Raw genomic sequence first — 14,951 nt, 5'->3', positions numbered from 1 at the left:
GGCCGGGGCGGCGATCGACACGGCGTTCCGCCGTGAGGAGTTGGCATCCGGAACAGATCCGGAACAGCACTCTTGATGATCAAGGGATCGGCAGGTCACTGCGCCTGCTAGATCACACCTACGACGTCTGATCCGTGCCCTGCAGAAGCCCGTGGCCGAGGTGGTGACCTCCGGCCACGGGCTCACTCATGTCCGCTCACCATTCGAAGCGCGGTGACGACGCGCTCAGGATCGCCGGCTTCGGCGAGACCGGCCACAGGGCCGTCAGCTCGTCGGTGAGCGCGGCGATCAGCCGGCGCACGTCCGGCTCGGCCGTCTCGTGCAGGGCCTCGGCCACGATGAGGACGTCGCCGGTGCCGTCGGCGACCGCCGAGAGCCCGCTCTGGCGGTTGGTCCAGCGGCGGGCGTGCGCCCGGCCGGCGGCGTCGGCGAAGACGACCTCGCCCGGCGCGGGGTGCTCGGTCTCGCCGCCGAAGGTCAGGTACGTCTCCTCCCCCGTCGCGTGCCTGACCTCCAGGTTCCCCTCGATCTTCGACAGGTCGAACACGGCGACGGGGACGGCGTACGCCGCCGACACCGCGTTGCACAGGTCGATCAGCGGGTGCAGCCTGGGCAGGCCGCCCTCCTTCCTGAAGCGGCGCAGCAGCGCCTCGGCCGCGCAGCGGTACTGGGTGGGCTTGAGCCCGAGCGCGGCGAACGTGCGCCGCCAGGCCTGGATCTCCGGCAGCTCGCTCTCGGTGGCCCCGGCCAGCCGGGCGGCGGCGATCTCGGCGTAGGCGGCGAGCCTGGCCTCGACGTCGGCGCCGGGGGTGATGCCCGTGACATGGATCGCCCCGGCCACCAGGCTCGGATGGTCGCGCCACAGGTCGCTCGAATGCTGGAACCGCATGTACTCCCCCGGATGTCGTGCCGCCGTATCGCCGATCACGATACTCTCCGGGCCCGGCACGGCCGGTGATGACCTAGACTCCGACGAATGTCCCTGGCCCCTGTCCGGCTGGCCTGGCTGGACGCCCTCCGGGGGCCCGCAGCGCTGGCCGTCACCCTGCATCACGCAGGCTGGACCTTCGCCCCCGCGCTCTGGGCGCAGGTGGATCGCCGTGTCGACGTCGGTACCTGGGGCGTGTTCGTGTTCTTCCTGGTCAGCGGCTACATCATCCCGGCCTCGCTGGAGCGCCGCGGCGACCTGCGGGGCTTCTGGGCCGGGCGGGCGTTCCGGCTGCTGCCGCTGCTGCTGCTCGCGTGCGCGGCGACGCTCCTGCTCGGCCACGGCGAGACGAGCGCCGGGACGGGCGGCGACCGTCCCGCCGCGCTGATCGCGCTGGGGAACCTGACGATGACCCAGGAGCTGCTCGGCCTGCCCGCGGTCATCGGGGTGATGTGGACGCTGTCCTACGAGATGGCGTTCTACCTGGTCACCGTGGGGTTGTTCGCGGCCGGGAAGGCGCTTCGGTCGGCGGGCACGGCCGTCGCGCTGGCGCTGCTTGCGGTGCCGGCGGGCCTGCTGCTGCCCGGGGCGACGATCAACGACCGGGTCGACCTGCCCGCCGTGCTGCTCGGGCTCGCGGTGGTCGCGGTCATCGCGGTGACCATGCTGGACGGCGGCCGGGCCCGCCGGGTCGCGGCCGTCGCGGGCGGCGTGCTGGGCCTGGCGCTGGTGGTGCTGGGCAGCCGGGCGGGCACCTGGCAGGGGGTGATCATCCTGGCCGCGATGTTCGCGGGCACGGCCGTGCACCGGGCCGAGCAGGGGGTGATCCGGCCGCGTACCGCGGTGGGCGCGGTGGCGGCGGTGCTGGTCAGCGGGCTGTTCGCGAAGGACGATCCGGCCTGGGCGGCGGCGCTCGTGCTGGCCGTGGCCGCGTTCGGGCTGGCCTTCGCGCTGCGCCGCCGGACGTTCCCGCGCTGGCTGACCGGGCTCGGCGTGATCAGCTTCTCGCTCTACCTGCTGCACCCGCTGGTGTTGCGGCTGACGCCGAACCCGGTGGTGTTCTACCTGGTCCTGATCCCGTTGTGCCTGCTGACGTACCGGCTGGTCGAGTCGCCCGCGCAGCGGCTCGGCAAGCGCCTGGTCAGGGCCGGTCAGGCGGGCACGGAGGAGCGCGCGCGGCGCGCGGAGACGGCGTAGCAGGCGCAGGCCAGCCCGGTCATCACGGCGGCGGCCAGCAGCGGCCTGGACAGCCCGCCGAGCACGGCCACGCCCAGCGTGGCGCCCGCCTGCCTGGCGGCGTTGAGCACGCCGCCCGCGGTGCCGGCCGTGCCCGCGGGCGCGGCGGCGAGCACGCCCGCCATGAGCGCGGGCAGGCAGAGCGACAGGCCGCAGCCCATCACGACCAGCCACCACGCCGTCACGCCGGTGAGTGCGAGGCCCGCCAGCCCGGCCGTCAGCAGGGCGAGCCCGGCCGTGATGGGCGTACGCGGGCCGACGCGGGCCACCAGACGGCCGGTGAGGACCGGGTTCACCGCCATGGGCAGCGTGAGCGGCAGGAACGCCAGCCCGGCCGCCAGCGGCGACATCCGGGCCTGCAGGAGCAGGGTGAGCACGAACAACGCGCCGGAGAACGCGAACGTGGCCACCGCGCCGGCCATCAGCTCCGGCCAGGTGGCGGCCAGCAGCCCGCCGGGCAGCGCCGGTGCCGCGCTGCGCCGCTCGGCGGGCACCAGCGCCGCCAGGCACGCCAGGGCGAGCAGCCCGGCCGTCCACGACTCGTCGATCAGCGCGTGGGCGAGCAGCCCGAGCGAGGCGCAGGCCAGCGCCTGGACCGGCCGGTCGATGCGGCGGCCGCCGCGCGGCGAGCGCACCCGCGCCACGGCCAGCAGGCTCACCAGCGCGAGCGGCGGGTTGATCAGGAAGACCGCGCGCCAGCCGAACGCCTCGACCAGCACGCCGCCGAGCAGCGGGCCCGCGGCCAGCGCCGTCCCGGTGATCGCGGCCCACAGCCCGGTGGCGCGGGCCCGCTCGGCCGGGCCCGGGTAGAGCTGCGCGAGCAGGCCGAGCGAGCCGCCCAGGCAGAGCGCGCCGGCCACGCCGAGCAGGCCGCGCAGCGCGATCAGCACGCCGAGCTGCGGCGCGGCCGCGCACAGCAGCGAGAGCGCGCCGAAGGCGGCCACGCCGAGCTTGAACACCCGCGCCGCGCCGTACCTGTCGGCCACCGCGCCGCCGGTGAGCAGCGCGGCGGCGAAGGCGACGGTGTAGGCGTTGACCGCCCACTGCTGCCCGGCGAGCGTGCCGCCGAGCGAGTCGCGCAGGTCGGGCAGGGCGATGGTGAGCACGGTGGTGTCGAGCAGCACCAGGAAATAGGCGAGGGAGAACCCGAGCAACGTCATGCCGGACACCCTGCTGATCAGGGGTGCGCGCGCTCAACAGGCAGGGCCGCGGCGGGCATTCGGAAAAACCATATGCTGACATGCATGGATCTACGGCAGTTGCGGGGGTTCGTCGCGGTGGCCGGGACCGGCACCGTGACGGGGGCCGCCACCGTGCTGGGGCTCGCGCCCGCGTCCGTCTCCGAGCAGGTACGCAGACTGGAGCGCGGCCTCGGCGTGACGCTGTTCGAGCGCACCCCGCAGGGCATGCGGCTCACCGCGGCGGGCGCCGCGCTGCTGGCCCGCGCCCAGGGCCTGCTCGACCACGCCGACGAGGTGCGCCGCGCGGTCACCGGCGGCCGCCGCCGGGTCAGGATCGGCGCGCTGGAGATGCTGGCCGCGGCCAGGCTGCCGGCCGTGATCCGCCGCCTGGCCGAGCGCCACCCCGACCTCGACGTGGACGTCTCCTCGATGAACAGGCGGGACCTGCTGGCCGGCGTCGCCGACGGCGGGCTCGACGCGGCGCTGCTGCTCGACTCGGGGCTGCGCGTCGGCGGGCTGGGCTTCGGCCCGCCGCCCGGTCTGGACTACCTGGACGTCGGCGAGGTCGCGCTGCACCTGGTCGCCGCGCCGGACTGCGACACCGACACGCTGCTGGTGACGCCGCCGGAATGCTCGATCCGGCTGGCGGCCGAGCGGTTGTTCGGCCCCGAGGTGCCGCGCAGGGAGCTGACCAGCATCGCCACCGCCCGCGAATGGGCCAGGCAGGGCCTCGGCCGGGCGCTGCTGCCGGACTTCGCGCTCACCCACGACCTCGGCTCGGGCGCGCTGGTGCCGCTCGGGCTCGACCCGCGGGGACTGGCGCTGCGGCTGGTCTGGCCGCGCGGCCGCGAGCGGGCGCTGCGCGACGTCCTGTACGCGCTCAGCGCCTGATCCCGGGGGCGCGCGGTTACGGGCGCTTGAGCCGGTACAGGACGTGCGGCTGCAGCCGATGCCCCTCCGGGACGCTCGGGTGCAGGAAGTCGTCGGCGGGATCGCGGGTCATCCCGAGCCGCCGCATCACCGACTGCGACCTGACGTTCGTCACCGACGTCATCGAGACGAGCTCGGCCAGCCCCGCCGACTCGAACGCGTGCCCGACCGCCGCCCGGCCGGCCTCGGTGGCGTAGCCGTGCCCCCACGCGTTCCTGGCCAGCCGCCAGCCCACCTCCATGGCCGGGGTGAAGTGCGCGTCGAACGTCTGCAGCGCCAGCCCGGCGAAGCCGATGAACGCGCCGCTCTCGCGCACCTCCAGCGCCCACAGCCCGAAGCCGTCGCGGTCGAAGGCCCGCTCGATCTTGTCGACCATCAGGTCGCTCTGCTCGCGGCTCATCGGCGCGACGAAGTGTTCCATCACCTCGGGGTCGGCGTTCAGCCGGGCGAACGGCTCCCGGTCGCTCTTCCGCCACCTTCGCATGACCAGCCGTTCGGTGTTCATGCGATCGAGACTACCCGCGGCCGCGCAGCCCGGTGATCCGGCGCAGCAGGTCCCACCAGAACGGCGCGCCGAACAGCAGCGCCACGTACGTCATCAGGTAGCCGGGCCAGTGGCTCGGCGTGGTGAGCCGGTCCCACCACTGGCCGCCGTTCCAGTGGAAGGCCGGGTCGCCTTCCGGCGGGATCGCGATGCTGACGAGCGCGTTGTCGAGCATCCTGACCAGCGCGGGCTGGCTGAGCGTGTCGGTGACGCAGGCCATCGGGTCGCTCTGCTGACAGCGGGCCCGCAGTTCCTCGTACGCGTCGGGCCCCGACCCGGCCACGGCGGTCACCGAGGCGCGGAAGGCGTGGTCGCGCAGCAGGGTCTTGGCGTACTCCAGCCCGTCCATGGTGAACAGCAGCGTCACGGCCAGGCCCAGCGCGGCCAGCACCCACTTGACGTAGCGCTTGTACAGCATGGACAGCCGCTGCATCTCGCCGTCGAACCAGGTCTCGACGCCCTGCCTGAACCGGTCCAGGTCCCGCTGGGCGGTCTCCCACAGGCCGTTGAGGTGGCCGTACAGCGGGCTGCGCATCGCCTTGAGCTTCTCCAGCAGCCCCTCGACGCCGCCGGGCTCGCCGGCCGCGAGCTCCATCACCGCGACGGCGAAGCGGCCAGGCGGGATGTTGGCGATGCTCGTCCGGCCCTTCTTGGGGTGGTCGATCTCCTGGACCCGCTGGTAGAGCCGGGTCACCAGGGCGTCCTCCGCCGGGTTCTCCCGCCCGGGCAGCTCTCCGGGCTCGGCGGGCGCGGGCTGGTCGCTGTGTCTCGGACGGGGATCGCGCCGGAACGGCAGCACCGCGAACACGTCGCGGATCCTGCCCGGCAGCCAGGCCCTGCCCTGGGCGTCGGAGCCGTCGAGAGTGTCCCTGAGATAGGCCCACAGGAACTTGCTGCGGATGGCGAGCAACCGCACGAATGCTTCGTTCAGCCCGCTGACCAGCAGCGACAGCAGCAGGAACGACACGACCAGGCCGAGGGCCAGATCCACGTAAACGGATAACACCGCGCCTTGATACACCCGCGGGGGCGGCCTGCGCAATGATCAGGCCGCGCCGGGCCGGCCGCGTGTTCCGCGGCGCGTGCGCCTCGCCGGGTCAGCCGCCGTAGAAGACGCGGTCGACGACCTGGCGGGCGCGGCGGGTGACGCGGCGGTAGTCGTCCAGGAAGTCCTCCGAGCCGTCGGGCGGGTAGCCCAGCGTCCTGGCCACCAGCCGGCGTTCCCTGGCGTCGGCGGGCACGCTGTCGCCAGGACGCCCCTTGACCAGCATGATCACGTCGCGGATGCGTGAGGCGAACTGCCACGCCTCGGCCAGCACGGCCTCGTCGGTCGGGTCGAGCAGTTCCTCGGCGACGGCCGCGCGCAGCGCCTCCAGGGTGCGGGTGGTGCGCAGCGCGGGCCGCTCCCCGGCGTAGCGCAGTTGCAGGAGCTGGGCCACCCACTCGACGTCGGACAGGCCGCCGGGGCCGAGCTTGGTGTGCAGCGCCGGGTCGGCGCCGCGCGGCAGCCGCTCGGCCTCCATGCGGGCCTTGAGCCGCCTGATCTCGCGTACGGCGTCGTCGGGCAGCCCTCCTCGCGGGTAGCGCAGTTCGTCGATCATGGATGTGAAGGAACCGCCCAGCGCCCGGTCGCCGGCCGAGAAGCGGGCCCGCAGCAGCGCCTGCGACTCCCACGGCGACGACCAGCGCGCGTAGTAGGCGCGGTAGGAGGCCAGCGTGCGCACCAGCGGCCCCTGGCGGCCCTCCGGGCGCAGGTCGGGGTCGATGAGCAGCGGCGGCTCCGGCGCCGGTCTGGACAGCAGCCTGCGGATCTCGTTGGCCGCGGCGAAGGCGGCCTCGGCGGCCAGGTCCTCCTGGACGCCGGGCAGCGGCGAGTGCACGAACATCACATCGGCGTCGCTGGCGTAGGAACACTCCATGCCGCCGAGCCGGCCCATCGCGATGACGGCCATCCGCGTCAGGTCGCCCGCCCTGGTCATGGCCGCGTCGAGCGCCGCCTGCAGGGTCACGTCGGTCAGGGACGACAGCGCCCGGCCGACGGTCTCGATGTCGATCAGCCCGGAGATGTCGGCGACGGCGGTGCGGAACAGCTCCCTGCGCCGGATCGCGCGCACCGCCGCCACCCCGGTGTTCCTGTCGCGTTCGTGCCTGGAGACGGCCGCCGACGCCTCGGCGAGCAGCGACTCGGGCGAGCGGACGGCCAGTTCCTCGTCCGAGCCGAGCATGGCCACCGCGTCGGGCGCGTGCATGAGCAGGCCGGTGGCGTATTTGCTGGTGCCGAGCACGCGGGCCATCCTGGCGGCCACGGCGGTCTCGTCGCGCAGCAGCCGCAGGTACCAGGGGGTGGCGCCGAGCTGGTCGCTGACCTGGCGGAAGCCCAGCAGGCCCGCGTCGGGGTCGGGGGCGTCGGCGAACCAGCCGAGCATGACGGGCAGCAGCGTGCGCTGGATGGCCGCGCGCCGGGAGACGCCGGTGGTCAGCGCGGCGATGTGGCGCAGCGCGCCGCTCGGGTCGACGTAGCCGAGCGCTTCGAGCCTGGCCGTCGCGGCCGAGGTGGACAGCCGCGCCTCCGACTCGGGCAGCCGCGCCACGGCCTGCAGCAGCGGCCGGTAGAACAGCTTCTCGTGCAGCCGCCTGGCCTCCATCGCGTGCCGCCGCCAGCGGGCGGTGAACTCCCCCACCGGGTCGGCCGACATGCCCAGCGCCCGGCCCAGCCTGCGCAGGTCGGCGGGGTCGGACGGGACGATGTGGGTGCGCCGCAGCCGGTGCAGCTGCAGCAGGTGCTCGACCTGGCGCAGGAACGAGTACGCCTCGGCCAGTCCGCGTGAGTCGTCGCGGCCGACGTAGCCGCCGCGTGACAGCGCGGCCAGCGCGGGCAGCGTGGCCCGGCGGCGCAGCAGCGGGTCGAGCCGGCCGTGCACGAGTTGCAGCAGCTGCACCGCGAACTCGATGTCACGCAGCCCGCCGGGACCGAGCTTGAGCTGACGCTCCCCCTCGGCGCGCACGTGCGACTCGACGCGGCGGCGCATGGCCTGGACGTCCTCGACGAAGTGGTCGCGCGTGGCCGCGCCCCAGACCAGGTCGTTGACGGCCTCGACGTAGGCCGCGCCCAGCTCCAGGTCACCGGCGACCGGACGGGCCTTGAGCAGCGCCTGGAACTCCCAGGTCTTGGCCCAGCGGCGGTAGTAGGCCAGGTGGCTGGCCATCGTGCGCACCAGCGGCCCGGCCCGGCCCTCCGGCCGCAGCCCGGCGTCGACCTCCCACAGCGAGCCCTCGGGGGTGGCCGCCGTGCAGGCCCGCATCATGGCCTGGGCCAGGCGGGTGGCGGCACGCAGCGCCTTGGTCTCGTCGGCGCCCTCGCGCGGCTCGGCCACGAAGATCACGTCGACGTCGCTGATGTAGTTGAGCTCCCTGGCGCCGCACTTGCCCATGCCGATGACGGCGAGCCGCACGTCCCCGGCGTCGACCTCGTTGCGCGCGACGGCCAGCGCCGCCTCCAGCGCGGCCCCGGCCAGGTCGGACAGCTCCGCGGTGACCTCGGCCAGGGTCGACTGCCCGGTCAGGTCGCGGGCGGCCAGGTGCATGAGCCGGCCGTGGTAGGCCACGCGCAGGGCCACCAGCGCGTCGGGCTCGGCGGTGCGCGGCTCGGCGGCGGCCGGGTCGGCGCCCACCGCGCGCAGCAGCGCCGCCCTGGCCTCGCCGAGCGCGGGCTCGGCCAGCAGCGCGAGCTGCCCGGGATGCCGGACGAGGTGCTCGCCGAGCGCGGCGCTGACCCCGAGCACGGCCAGGACGCGGGCACGCAGCCGGTCGTCGGCGCGCAGCGCGTCGAGCGCGGCGGGGTCGCGTTCGCCCAGGCGGATCAGGGAGATCAGGGCCAGGTCGGGGTCGGCCACGTCGACCAGGGCGTCGAGCAGATCGTCGAGGTCGGCCTCGGACTGCCGGACGAGCCTGGCGGCCCGGGCGCCGTCGGCGAAGCCGAGCTTGGCCAGTCTCGCTGCGGTGGATTCGATCCTGGGCACCCCTTCATCTTGACAGCACTCACGCCGGAAGCCGTAGATTGAAACGCAACGTTGCGTTGCGTTTCTTGGGAGGCGAGGATGAAACCGGAATCGGGGACGGGCCGGGTGCCCGCGGCGGTGACGTGGGGGCTGCTGGCCGCGTGGGCGGTGCACGACGCGGAGGAGCTGGCGACGATGGCGGGCTGGGCCCGCGCGGCCCGGCCCCGGCTGGAACGGCTCTGGCCCGGGGTGCCGTGGGAGCGGTTCGAGGTGTCACAGCGGCACGTGAACGTGGCGATCGGGCTGATGGGCGGCGTGATGGCCGGGGCTTCGGCGCTGGGCGCGCGTACCGGGGGGCGCAGCCCGGCGTTCCAGTCCGCGCTGGCCGCGTTCGGCGCGCACGGGGTGGTGCACCTGGTCCTGGCCGCCGCCACGCGCGGTTACACGCCGGGCGCGGCGACGGCGCCGCTGGTGGTGATCCCGTTCTCGGTGTGGGCGTGGCGACGGCTGAAGCGGGCCGGGGTGCCCGTGCGGGCGCCCGGCGGGCCGGCGCTCGCGGCGTTACCGCTGGTCCTGGGCGGCGTGCACGCGCTCGCGCACCTGCTGACGCGGCCGCGCGAGCGCGCCTGGGCGGTCACCTCGTGAGGGTCAGGCGGTCACCTCGTGACGTTCAGGCGGGCGCGGTCTGATGATGCCGTCAGGTGGCCGCCGACCTGACGGCGGCGGCGAACGCCTCGGCGACGGGCCGCCAGGCGGCGACGAGGTCGGGTTCCGCGGCCCGCACCCCGGCGTTGAGCCGGTCGGCGGACTCCAGGGCCGAGTCTTTGGTCCAGGCCGCGAAGATCTCGGGCGTGGCCTCCGGGTGGAACTGCACGGCCCAGGCCGTCTCACCCAGGCGGTAGGCCTGGTGGGGGTACTGGTCGCCGGTCATCAGCGGCACCGCGCCGGGCGGGAGCCCGGTCATGGCGTCCTGGTGATACTGGACGGCGACGGCGGTCCCGACCCCGGACAGCAGCCGGTCGTCCGCGGCGGCGGGCAGCGCGGTCACCACGCACGCGCCCACCTCCAGGCCCCGGTCGCCGCGCTCGACGGTCCCGCCGCAGGCCAGCGTGAGCAGTTGCGCGCCCAGGCAGATGCCGAGCGTCGGGGTGCCGTCCGTGACCGAGCGGCGCAGCAGGTCGCGGACGGCGGGCAGCCACGGGCTGCGCTCGTCCTCCCACGCGGCGGCCGCGCCGCCGAGCACGATCAGGCCGTCGGCCGCCCGCCCGGGCACCTCGTCCCCCAGGTACGGCCGGACGACGTCGCAGTCCAGCCCCAGCCAGCCGGCCAGGTAGCCGAGCCCGGCCTCGGCCTCGTGCTCGATCACGGTGATACGCATAAGGGGTAATTTATCCGGATATGAGACTTGAGACGGTGGACGGCCTGCGCATCGCCACCTTCGGCACCGGCCCCCGGCTGATCATCGCGGTCCACGGCATCACCGCGTCGCTGATGGCGTGGGGCGCGGTGGCCGGGCGGCTGCCCGACGGATGGTCGCTGGTGGCCATGGACCTGCGCGGCCGCGGGCACAGCGCCGCGCTGCCCGGCCCGTACGGGCTGCCCAGGCACGCCGAGGACGTCCTGCGCGTGGCCGACCACGTGGGCGCCGGCCCCGGCGCGGTGCTCACCGGCCACTCGATGGGCGCCTACGTCGCGGCCCTGGCCGGGGCCGAACGCGACTTCGCCCGGGTGGTCCTGGTCGACGGCGGCCTGCCGATGCCCCTGCCGACCGGGGTCGACCCGGACGCCGCCATGGCCGTCACCCTCGGCCCGGCCCTGGAGCGGCTCAAGCAGACGTTCCCCACGGCCGAGGCGTACGTCGACTTCTTCAAGAGACACCCGGCGTTCGCCGGGAACTGGAACGCCGACGTCGAGGAGTACGTCCGCTACGACCTGACGGGGCCGCAGGGCGCGCTGCGCTCACGCGTGGTCGGCGCGGCGGTGCTGGAGGACGGCCGCTGGCTGCGCACCGAGACCGGCAGGATCGGCGAGGCGCTGAGCGCGATCAAGGCGCCGCTGCGCCTGCTGCGGGCCCCGCGCGGGCTGCTGAACCAGGAGACCGGCATGCATCCCGACCAGCTGGCCGCGGCGTGGACGGCGCGGCTGCCCGGCCTGGTGGACGAGGTCGTGCCGGACTGCAACCACTACACGATCCTGTTCGACGAGCGCTGCGTGCGTACCGTGGTGGCGCGGCTCACGTCCTGAGACGCGAAAACGGCCCCGGGGAGGTCCCCTGGGGCCGTTTCACGAGCGGTTCTAGCGTGGAGCGATCCACGTGGCGCGGGCGGCGGCCACGAGCGTGCCGTCCAGCTCGAAGATGGCGCTCTCGCCGTACATCTTCCTGCCGTCGCGGCCGGTCGGGCGGGCCACCACGGAGTACTGGCCGCCGGGGTGCACCTTGCGGTGGATCTGCACGGCGAGACGGCCGAGCAGCGCGGACTCGCCGGGGCCGAAGTGCGCCCACCCGGTGATGCAGTCGAGCACCGCGCCCACGATGGGGGCGGGCACGCCGTCCTCGCCGGCGACGGTGAACGGCACGCGCCAGCCGGCGGCCACCAGGTCGGTGCCCTCGACCGGGCCGGGGAAGATCCGCAGGCCGTCGCCGGGCTCACGCTGGCCGCAGGCGAAGCACTCGGCGAACGGGTGCCCCTGCCAGCCGACGAATCCGGCCTCGGCACGGGCGGCGTCGTTGAACGGCACGAACGCCGGCGCGCCCAGCTCCTCGGCCACCGGGATGGCCTCGACCAGCAGCGTGTCGCCGTGGCTCAGCGAGACGCTGTTGGCGACGTGCTCCAGCCGCAGCTCGGTCTCCAGGGGGGTGGGCGCGTGCAGCGTGACCTCGACCGCCGATCGGCCTCCGTTCAGCGCCTCCGCCATGGTCCCGGCGATCCAGCCGCCGTTGGCGACTCCCGCGGGGCCCCGGAAACGCTCGGGAACGCTCAACACGGTCTGCAGGGCAGCCGTCGTCATGCCACACCCTCCAATATCCGCCAACTGGCGACAAGTCCGGAAATATCCATAAGAGCAGGCCGATATTACTGGACGCTCGGTTTACCCAGATGCCCGGGGCCCGTCGGCCGCTCACATACCCCCACATAACACCCGAAAGGGTGCCGAAACTTCCCTACCCCGGTGCCGACCAGGCCCGGCCGGGGTCGACCGGGGGCTGAGGGCGGCAAGTCGCCAGGATGTGACGCGGGGGTGAGAAGCAACGAAAATCGGCCCCACTTCGGAGGAAGTGGGACCGATCAAGCCTTGCCCGGTCACCCTATCGCGCATTTCCCGGCCCTGAGACCGGTCCAACGCATCCCGCCCCGGGGATTCCCGGGGCGGGCGCGCGCGGGTGGCGTCAGTAGGACGGTCAGTAGGACGTCGTGACGGTGACCCCGCTGAAGGCCGTCACCCCGTACAGGCTGACGTACTGGTAGCCGCTCGGCGGGTTGGGGATGGTGATCGTGTGGGTGTTGCCGGCCCCGGTGGACCGCTGGGTGTAGGAGGTCGTGGTCGCCCACGAGGCGGCGTGGTAGTACAGGTCGGCGTCCCCGGTGCCGCCCGAGCTGGTGATGGTGAGCCTGGTGGTGCCGGCGGGGACGTTGAGGTACAGGTAGGCGTAGTTGCCGCGCGAGGCCGCGAGGTTGGAGCGCTTGCAGTTCTTGCCCAGCTCACGCCGGTCGGCCCCGGCGCACTCGGCGGTGGAGGCGACCGTCACCTGCTTCGTGGCGGTCCCGGTCGCCCCCTTGTCGTCGGTGACGGTCAGGCGGACGGTGTACGTGCCCGCGCTGGCATACGTCTTGGCCGGGTTCGCCGCCGTGGACGTCGTGCCGTCGCCGAACTCCCACGAGCGGGACGCGATCGTCCCGTCGGGGTCGTTCGAGGTGTCGGCGAAGCTCACGGCCAGTCCGTTGACGGCGGCGGTGAAGCTCGCGACGGGTGCCTGGTTGTTCCCGGTCCCGCCGCCGCACGCGCCGGCGGCGCAGGCGGTCAGCCAGGCGTCGAAGTCGGCGTTGTACGACAGCGACGTCAGGTGGGATCGGGCGGCGTTCCAGTTGCCGGTGCGGTAGTGGCCGAGCACGGTGGTCAGGTCGGCGCGGTGCTTTTCGAACATGTACCTGACGGCCAGGTACCCCCACCGGTAGATCCGCGTGGTGTCGTGCTCGTAGGTGGTGTCGAAGAGCGCGCGGAGCTGGTGGGTGTGCCGGCCCGCCTCGGCGACCGCCGCGTCGTAGGTCAGGCCGCGGTAGCCGTACGAGACGTACTCGGCGAAGCCCTCGATCCACCAGATCGTCGGCGTGCTCACGCCGGCCGAGAAGTCGCCGTGCATGTTGAAGCGGCCGTCGAGGTAGTGGGTGTACTCGTGGTTGAGGTTCCAGATGTGGAACTCGGGGCGCAGCCACTCCGCCTCGTAGGCGATGAACCTGGGCTGGTTGCCCGCCGCGGCCGGGTCGCCCTCCAGGTACATGCCGCCGTTGTTGGTGTCGATGCCGAACATGGCGCCGGCGTAGGTCTGGTAGTCGGTGCTGGAGTCGAAGGCGACGACCTCCAGCGTGGTGTTGCGGTCGCCGGCCACCGGGCCGCTGTCGTCGACCAGGTCGTGGAAGTAGGCGTCCTGGTTGGCCAGGCTGGAGCAGGTGGACTGGAGCTGGGCGGCGGTCATGTCCTGCGCCCTGATGCGCAGCGTCGCGCCGCAGCTGTGCTCGATGGGCAGGACGGCCGCCTTGAGCCGGTTCTGCAGGTCGCAGATGTCGTAGTAGGAGCAGTTCGAGTTGTCGTAGTAGTCGGCCATCTCGGCGATGCCCACCCACAGCGGCGCGGTCGGGCCGGTGATGGATGACTGCTGCAGCAGCGACCTGAGCAGCGGCCGCGTCTTGGCCTGCAGCGGCGCGTACTGCACGAACCTGGCCAGCTCGCGCCCGCCGTTCGAGACCAGGAAGCCGGAGTCGGTGCCGAGCTTCGCCATGTTCCGCGAGGCGAACGAGGCCAGCGTGTCGAGCACGCTCGGGTCGCTCTGCACCGCGCTGACGAACTCGGGCACCTGGTGTCCGCGCCACAACACGGTGTAGACGTTGTTGACCGCGTTGAGCATCGACCACAGGCCGTCGTAAGTGGAGTCGTAGGCGTTGAGCAGGCGCTTGACGACGTAGATGTAGCGGGCGTTCTCCTGGGCGCTGTCGATCAGCGTGACCGCCTCGGCCAGCACCTCGCCGTTGGCGTTGCTCACCGTGCCCGACCTGCTGCTGGCGAAGAAGGCGTCGAGCCCGGCCCTGATCGCGCTCTTCAGCGCCGCGCCGTAGGAGCCCACGTCGGACGGGTTGTACCACTGGACGTAGTAGCCGGCCCGCAGGTAGAGCACGAGCTGGCCGGTCGAGGTGCTGTTGTCGCCCGGGTAGGAGGCGGCGTTGTCGCGCAGCGCGTACGCGACGGTGACCATCTGGGACTCCTGGAAGGCGGCCCTGGCCGCGCTGCCGGTGAGTCCGAACAGCCCGCTCATGCAGGCGTCGTCCGCGGCCTTGATCGCCGTGACCAGCGCGCTGCCGGTCTTGCCCTGCACGTCGCAGGCGGCGGCCAGGCGGCGCGGGGCCGCGTCCTGGTCCGGGCCGTCGTAGTCGCGCTTGAGCTGGTCCTTCGTGGCGGGCAGCGGGGCGCGTTCCGACGGGTGCAGCGGGTCGCGCCCGGTGTGGGCGCCGGCGTCGGCGGCGCCGACCGGCGGGGGGCTCTCCTGCCCGGCCGCCGAGGATCGCCCGGCGGTGGTGATCGTGCCGGCCTGCGCGACGGCGGTGCTGATCGTGCCGGCCTGCGCGACGGCGGTGCTGGACGCGCTTTCAGCGATGGCCGGCACCGCGGTGACGCCGGTCAGGGCTAAGCCGGCCGCGAGCAGTATGGATGCCGCGTACTTCATCGCCACTCCTTGGGGGGTGGATGGCTACTGGCAATGTGATATGTAAAATGTCACACTTCCATGAGTTTGAGCAAGATTCATTTTCCGGCCACTTCGTCCCGATAGGTGTGGCTACACTCCTGACCCCATGAGGTTGACGAAGGTCTTCACTCTCGTGACCGCCGCGGGGTTGGCCGCCGGGTGCGGGCTCGGCCTGCCC

The 14,951-nt window shown here is 73.4% G+C and carries 12 protein-coding genes; 4 read left to right on the top strand and 8 right to left on the bottom strand.

All coding sequences use genetic code 11. The features are described from left to right. Window positions 1-196: 196 nt before the first annotated feature. Window positions 197-928 (bottom strand): B3/B4 domain-containing protein, encoded by a 732-nt coding sequence (locus HII36_RS46640; RefSeq protein WP_328808206.1) that lies wholly within the window; start codon window positions 926-928, stop codon window positions 197-199. Window positions 929-976: 48 nt separating this feature from the next. Here HII36_RS46640 and HII36_RS46635 point away from each other — a divergent pair, with 48 nt between their 5' ends. After that, window positions 977-2,125, top strand: coding sequence for an acyltransferase family protein (locus HII36_RS46635; protein ID WP_173529803.1), 1,149 nt, complete (start codon window positions 977-979; stop codon window positions 2,123-2,125). On the opposite strand, the gene HII36_RS46630 is transcribed toward HII36_RS46635, so the two are convergent. Beyond that, complete coding sequence (locus tag HII36_RS46630; RefSeq protein ID WP_236004689.1) at window positions 2,080-3,324, bottom strand: MFS transporter; 1,245 nt, start codon at window positions 3,322-3,324, stop codon at window positions 2,080-2,082. The two genes, HII36_RS46635 and HII36_RS46630, sit on opposite strands and share 46 nt — an antisense overlap. 84 nt (window positions 3,325-3,408) lie before the next feature. Between HII36_RS46630 and HII36_RS46625 the strand changes: the two genes are divergently transcribed. Beyond that, window positions 3,409-4,236 carry a LysR family transcriptional regulator gene (locus HII36_RS46625; RefSeq protein WP_173529802.1) on the top strand — a complete coding sequence of 276 codons (828 nt, stop codon included), beginning with the start codon at window positions 3,409-3,411 and terminating at the stop codon, window positions 4,234-4,236. 16 nt (window positions 4,237-4,252) lie between these two features. Here the strand turns inward: HII36_RS46625 and HII36_RS46620 are convergent, their stop codons facing one another. From HII36_RS46620 to HII36_RS46610, 3 genes are all read right to left on the bottom strand, one after another. Next, window positions 4,253-4,780, bottom strand: a complete 528-nt coding sequence (locus HII36_RS46620) for a GNAT family N-acetyltransferase (protein ID WP_173529801.1) — start codon at window positions 4,778-4,780, stop codon at window positions 4,253-4,255. Window positions 4,781-4,790: 10 nt separating this feature from the next. Beyond that, complete coding sequence (locus tag HII36_RS46615) at window positions 4,791-5,825, bottom strand: hypothetical protein (protein ID WP_173529800.1); 1,035 nt, start codon at window positions 5,823-5,825, stop codon at window positions 4,791-4,793. 91 nt (window positions 5,826-5,916) lie between these two features. Continuing rightward, entirely contained in the window at window positions 5,917-8,838 is a 2,922-nt protein-coding gene (locus HII36_RS46610; RefSeq protein WP_173529799.1) for a bifunctional [glutamine synthetase] adenylyltransferase/[glutamine synthetase]-adenylyl-L-tyrosine phosphorylase, read from the bottom strand. A 78-nt stretch (window positions 8,839-8,916) separates the two neighbouring features. On the opposite strand from HII36_RS46610, the gene HII36_RS46605 reads away from it, so the two are divergent. Next, complete coding sequence (locus HII36_RS46605; protein WP_173529798.1) at window positions 8,917-9,462, top strand: HXXEE domain-containing protein; 546 nt, start codon at window positions 8,917-8,919, stop codon at window positions 9,460-9,462. A 52-nt stretch (window positions 9,463-9,514) separates the two neighbouring features. Here HII36_RS46605 and HII36_RS46600 read toward each other — a convergent pair whose 3' ends face one another. Continuing rightward, window positions 9,515-10,195, bottom strand: a complete 681-nt coding sequence (locus HII36_RS46600; RefSeq protein ID WP_173529797.1) for a type 1 glutamine amidotransferase — start codon at window positions 10,193-10,195, stop codon at window positions 9,515-9,517. Between the two features lie 20 nt (window positions 10,196-10,215). Between HII36_RS46600 and HII36_RS46595 the strand changes: the two genes are divergently transcribed. Continuing rightward, a complete protein-coding gene (locus tag HII36_RS46595; RefSeq protein WP_173529796.1) occupies window positions 10,216-11,061 on the top strand; it encodes an alpha/beta hydrolase in 846 nt (281 codons plus the stop codon). A gap of 51 nt (window positions 11,062-11,112) precedes the next feature. Here HII36_RS46595 and HII36_RS46590 read toward each other — a convergent pair whose 3' ends face one another. Both HII36_RS46590 and HII36_RS46585 read right to left on the bottom strand, forming a co-directional pair. After that, window positions 11,113-11,826 carry a PaaI family thioesterase gene (locus HII36_RS46590; protein ID WP_173529795.1) on the bottom strand — a complete coding sequence of 238 codons (714 nt, stop codon included), beginning with the start codon at window positions 11,824-11,826 and terminating at the stop codon, window positions 11,113-11,115. A 391-nt stretch (window positions 11,827-12,217) separates the two neighbouring features. After that, window positions 12,218-14,752 (bottom strand): collagenase, encoded by a 2,535-nt coding sequence (locus tag HII36_RS46585; RefSeq protein ID WP_173529794.1) that lies wholly within the window; start codon window positions 14,750-14,752, stop codon window positions 12,218-12,220. Window positions 14,753-14,951 lie beyond the last annotated feature (199 nt).

The sequence above is a fragment of the Nonomuraea antri genome, assembly GCF_013283785.1.
GTDB lineage: Bacteria > Actinomycetota > Actinomycetes > Streptosporangiales > Streptosporangiaceae > Nonomuraea > Nonomuraea antri.
This window is presented reverse-complemented; position numbering and strand designations above follow the sequence as displayed.

Bases quoted from the DNA above. Each gene is read 5' to 3' on its own strand.
- HII36_RS46630 (WP_236004689.1), bottom strand. From the start codon at position 3,324: ATGACGTTGCTCGGGTTCTCCCTCGCCTATTTCCTGGTGCTGCTCGAC.
- HII36_RS46605 (WP_173529798.1), top strand. From the start codon at position 8,917: ATGAAACCGGAATCGGGGACGGGCCGGGTGCCCGCGGCGGTGACGTGG.
- HII36_RS46625 (WP_173529802.1), top strand. From the start codon at position 3,409: ATGGATCTACGGCAGTTGCGGGGGTTCGTCGCGGTGGCCGGGACCGGC.
- HII36_RS46590 (WP_173529795.1), bottom strand. From the start codon at position 11,826: ATGACGACGGCTGCCCTGCAGACCGTGTTGAGCGTTCCCGAGCGTTTC.
- HII36_RS46585 (WP_173529794.1), bottom strand. From the start codon at position 14,752: ATGAAGTACGCGGCATCCATACTGCTCGCGGCCGGCTTAGCCCTGACC.
- HII36_RS46600 (WP_173529797.1), bottom strand. From the start codon at position 10,195: ATGCGTATCACCGTGATCGAGCACGAGGCCGAGGCCGGGCTCGGCTAC.
- HII36_RS46595 (WP_173529796.1), top strand. From the start codon at position 10,216: ATGAGACTTGAGACGGTGGACGGCCTGCGCATCGCCACCTTCGGCACC.
- HII36_RS46635 (WP_173529803.1), top strand. From the start codon at position 977: ATGTCCCTGGCCCCTGTCCGGCTGGCCTGGCTGGACGCCCTCCGGGGG.
- HII36_RS46620 (WP_173529801.1), bottom strand. From the start codon at position 4,780: ATGAACACCGAACGGCTGGTCATGCGAAGGTGGCGGAAGAGCGACCGG.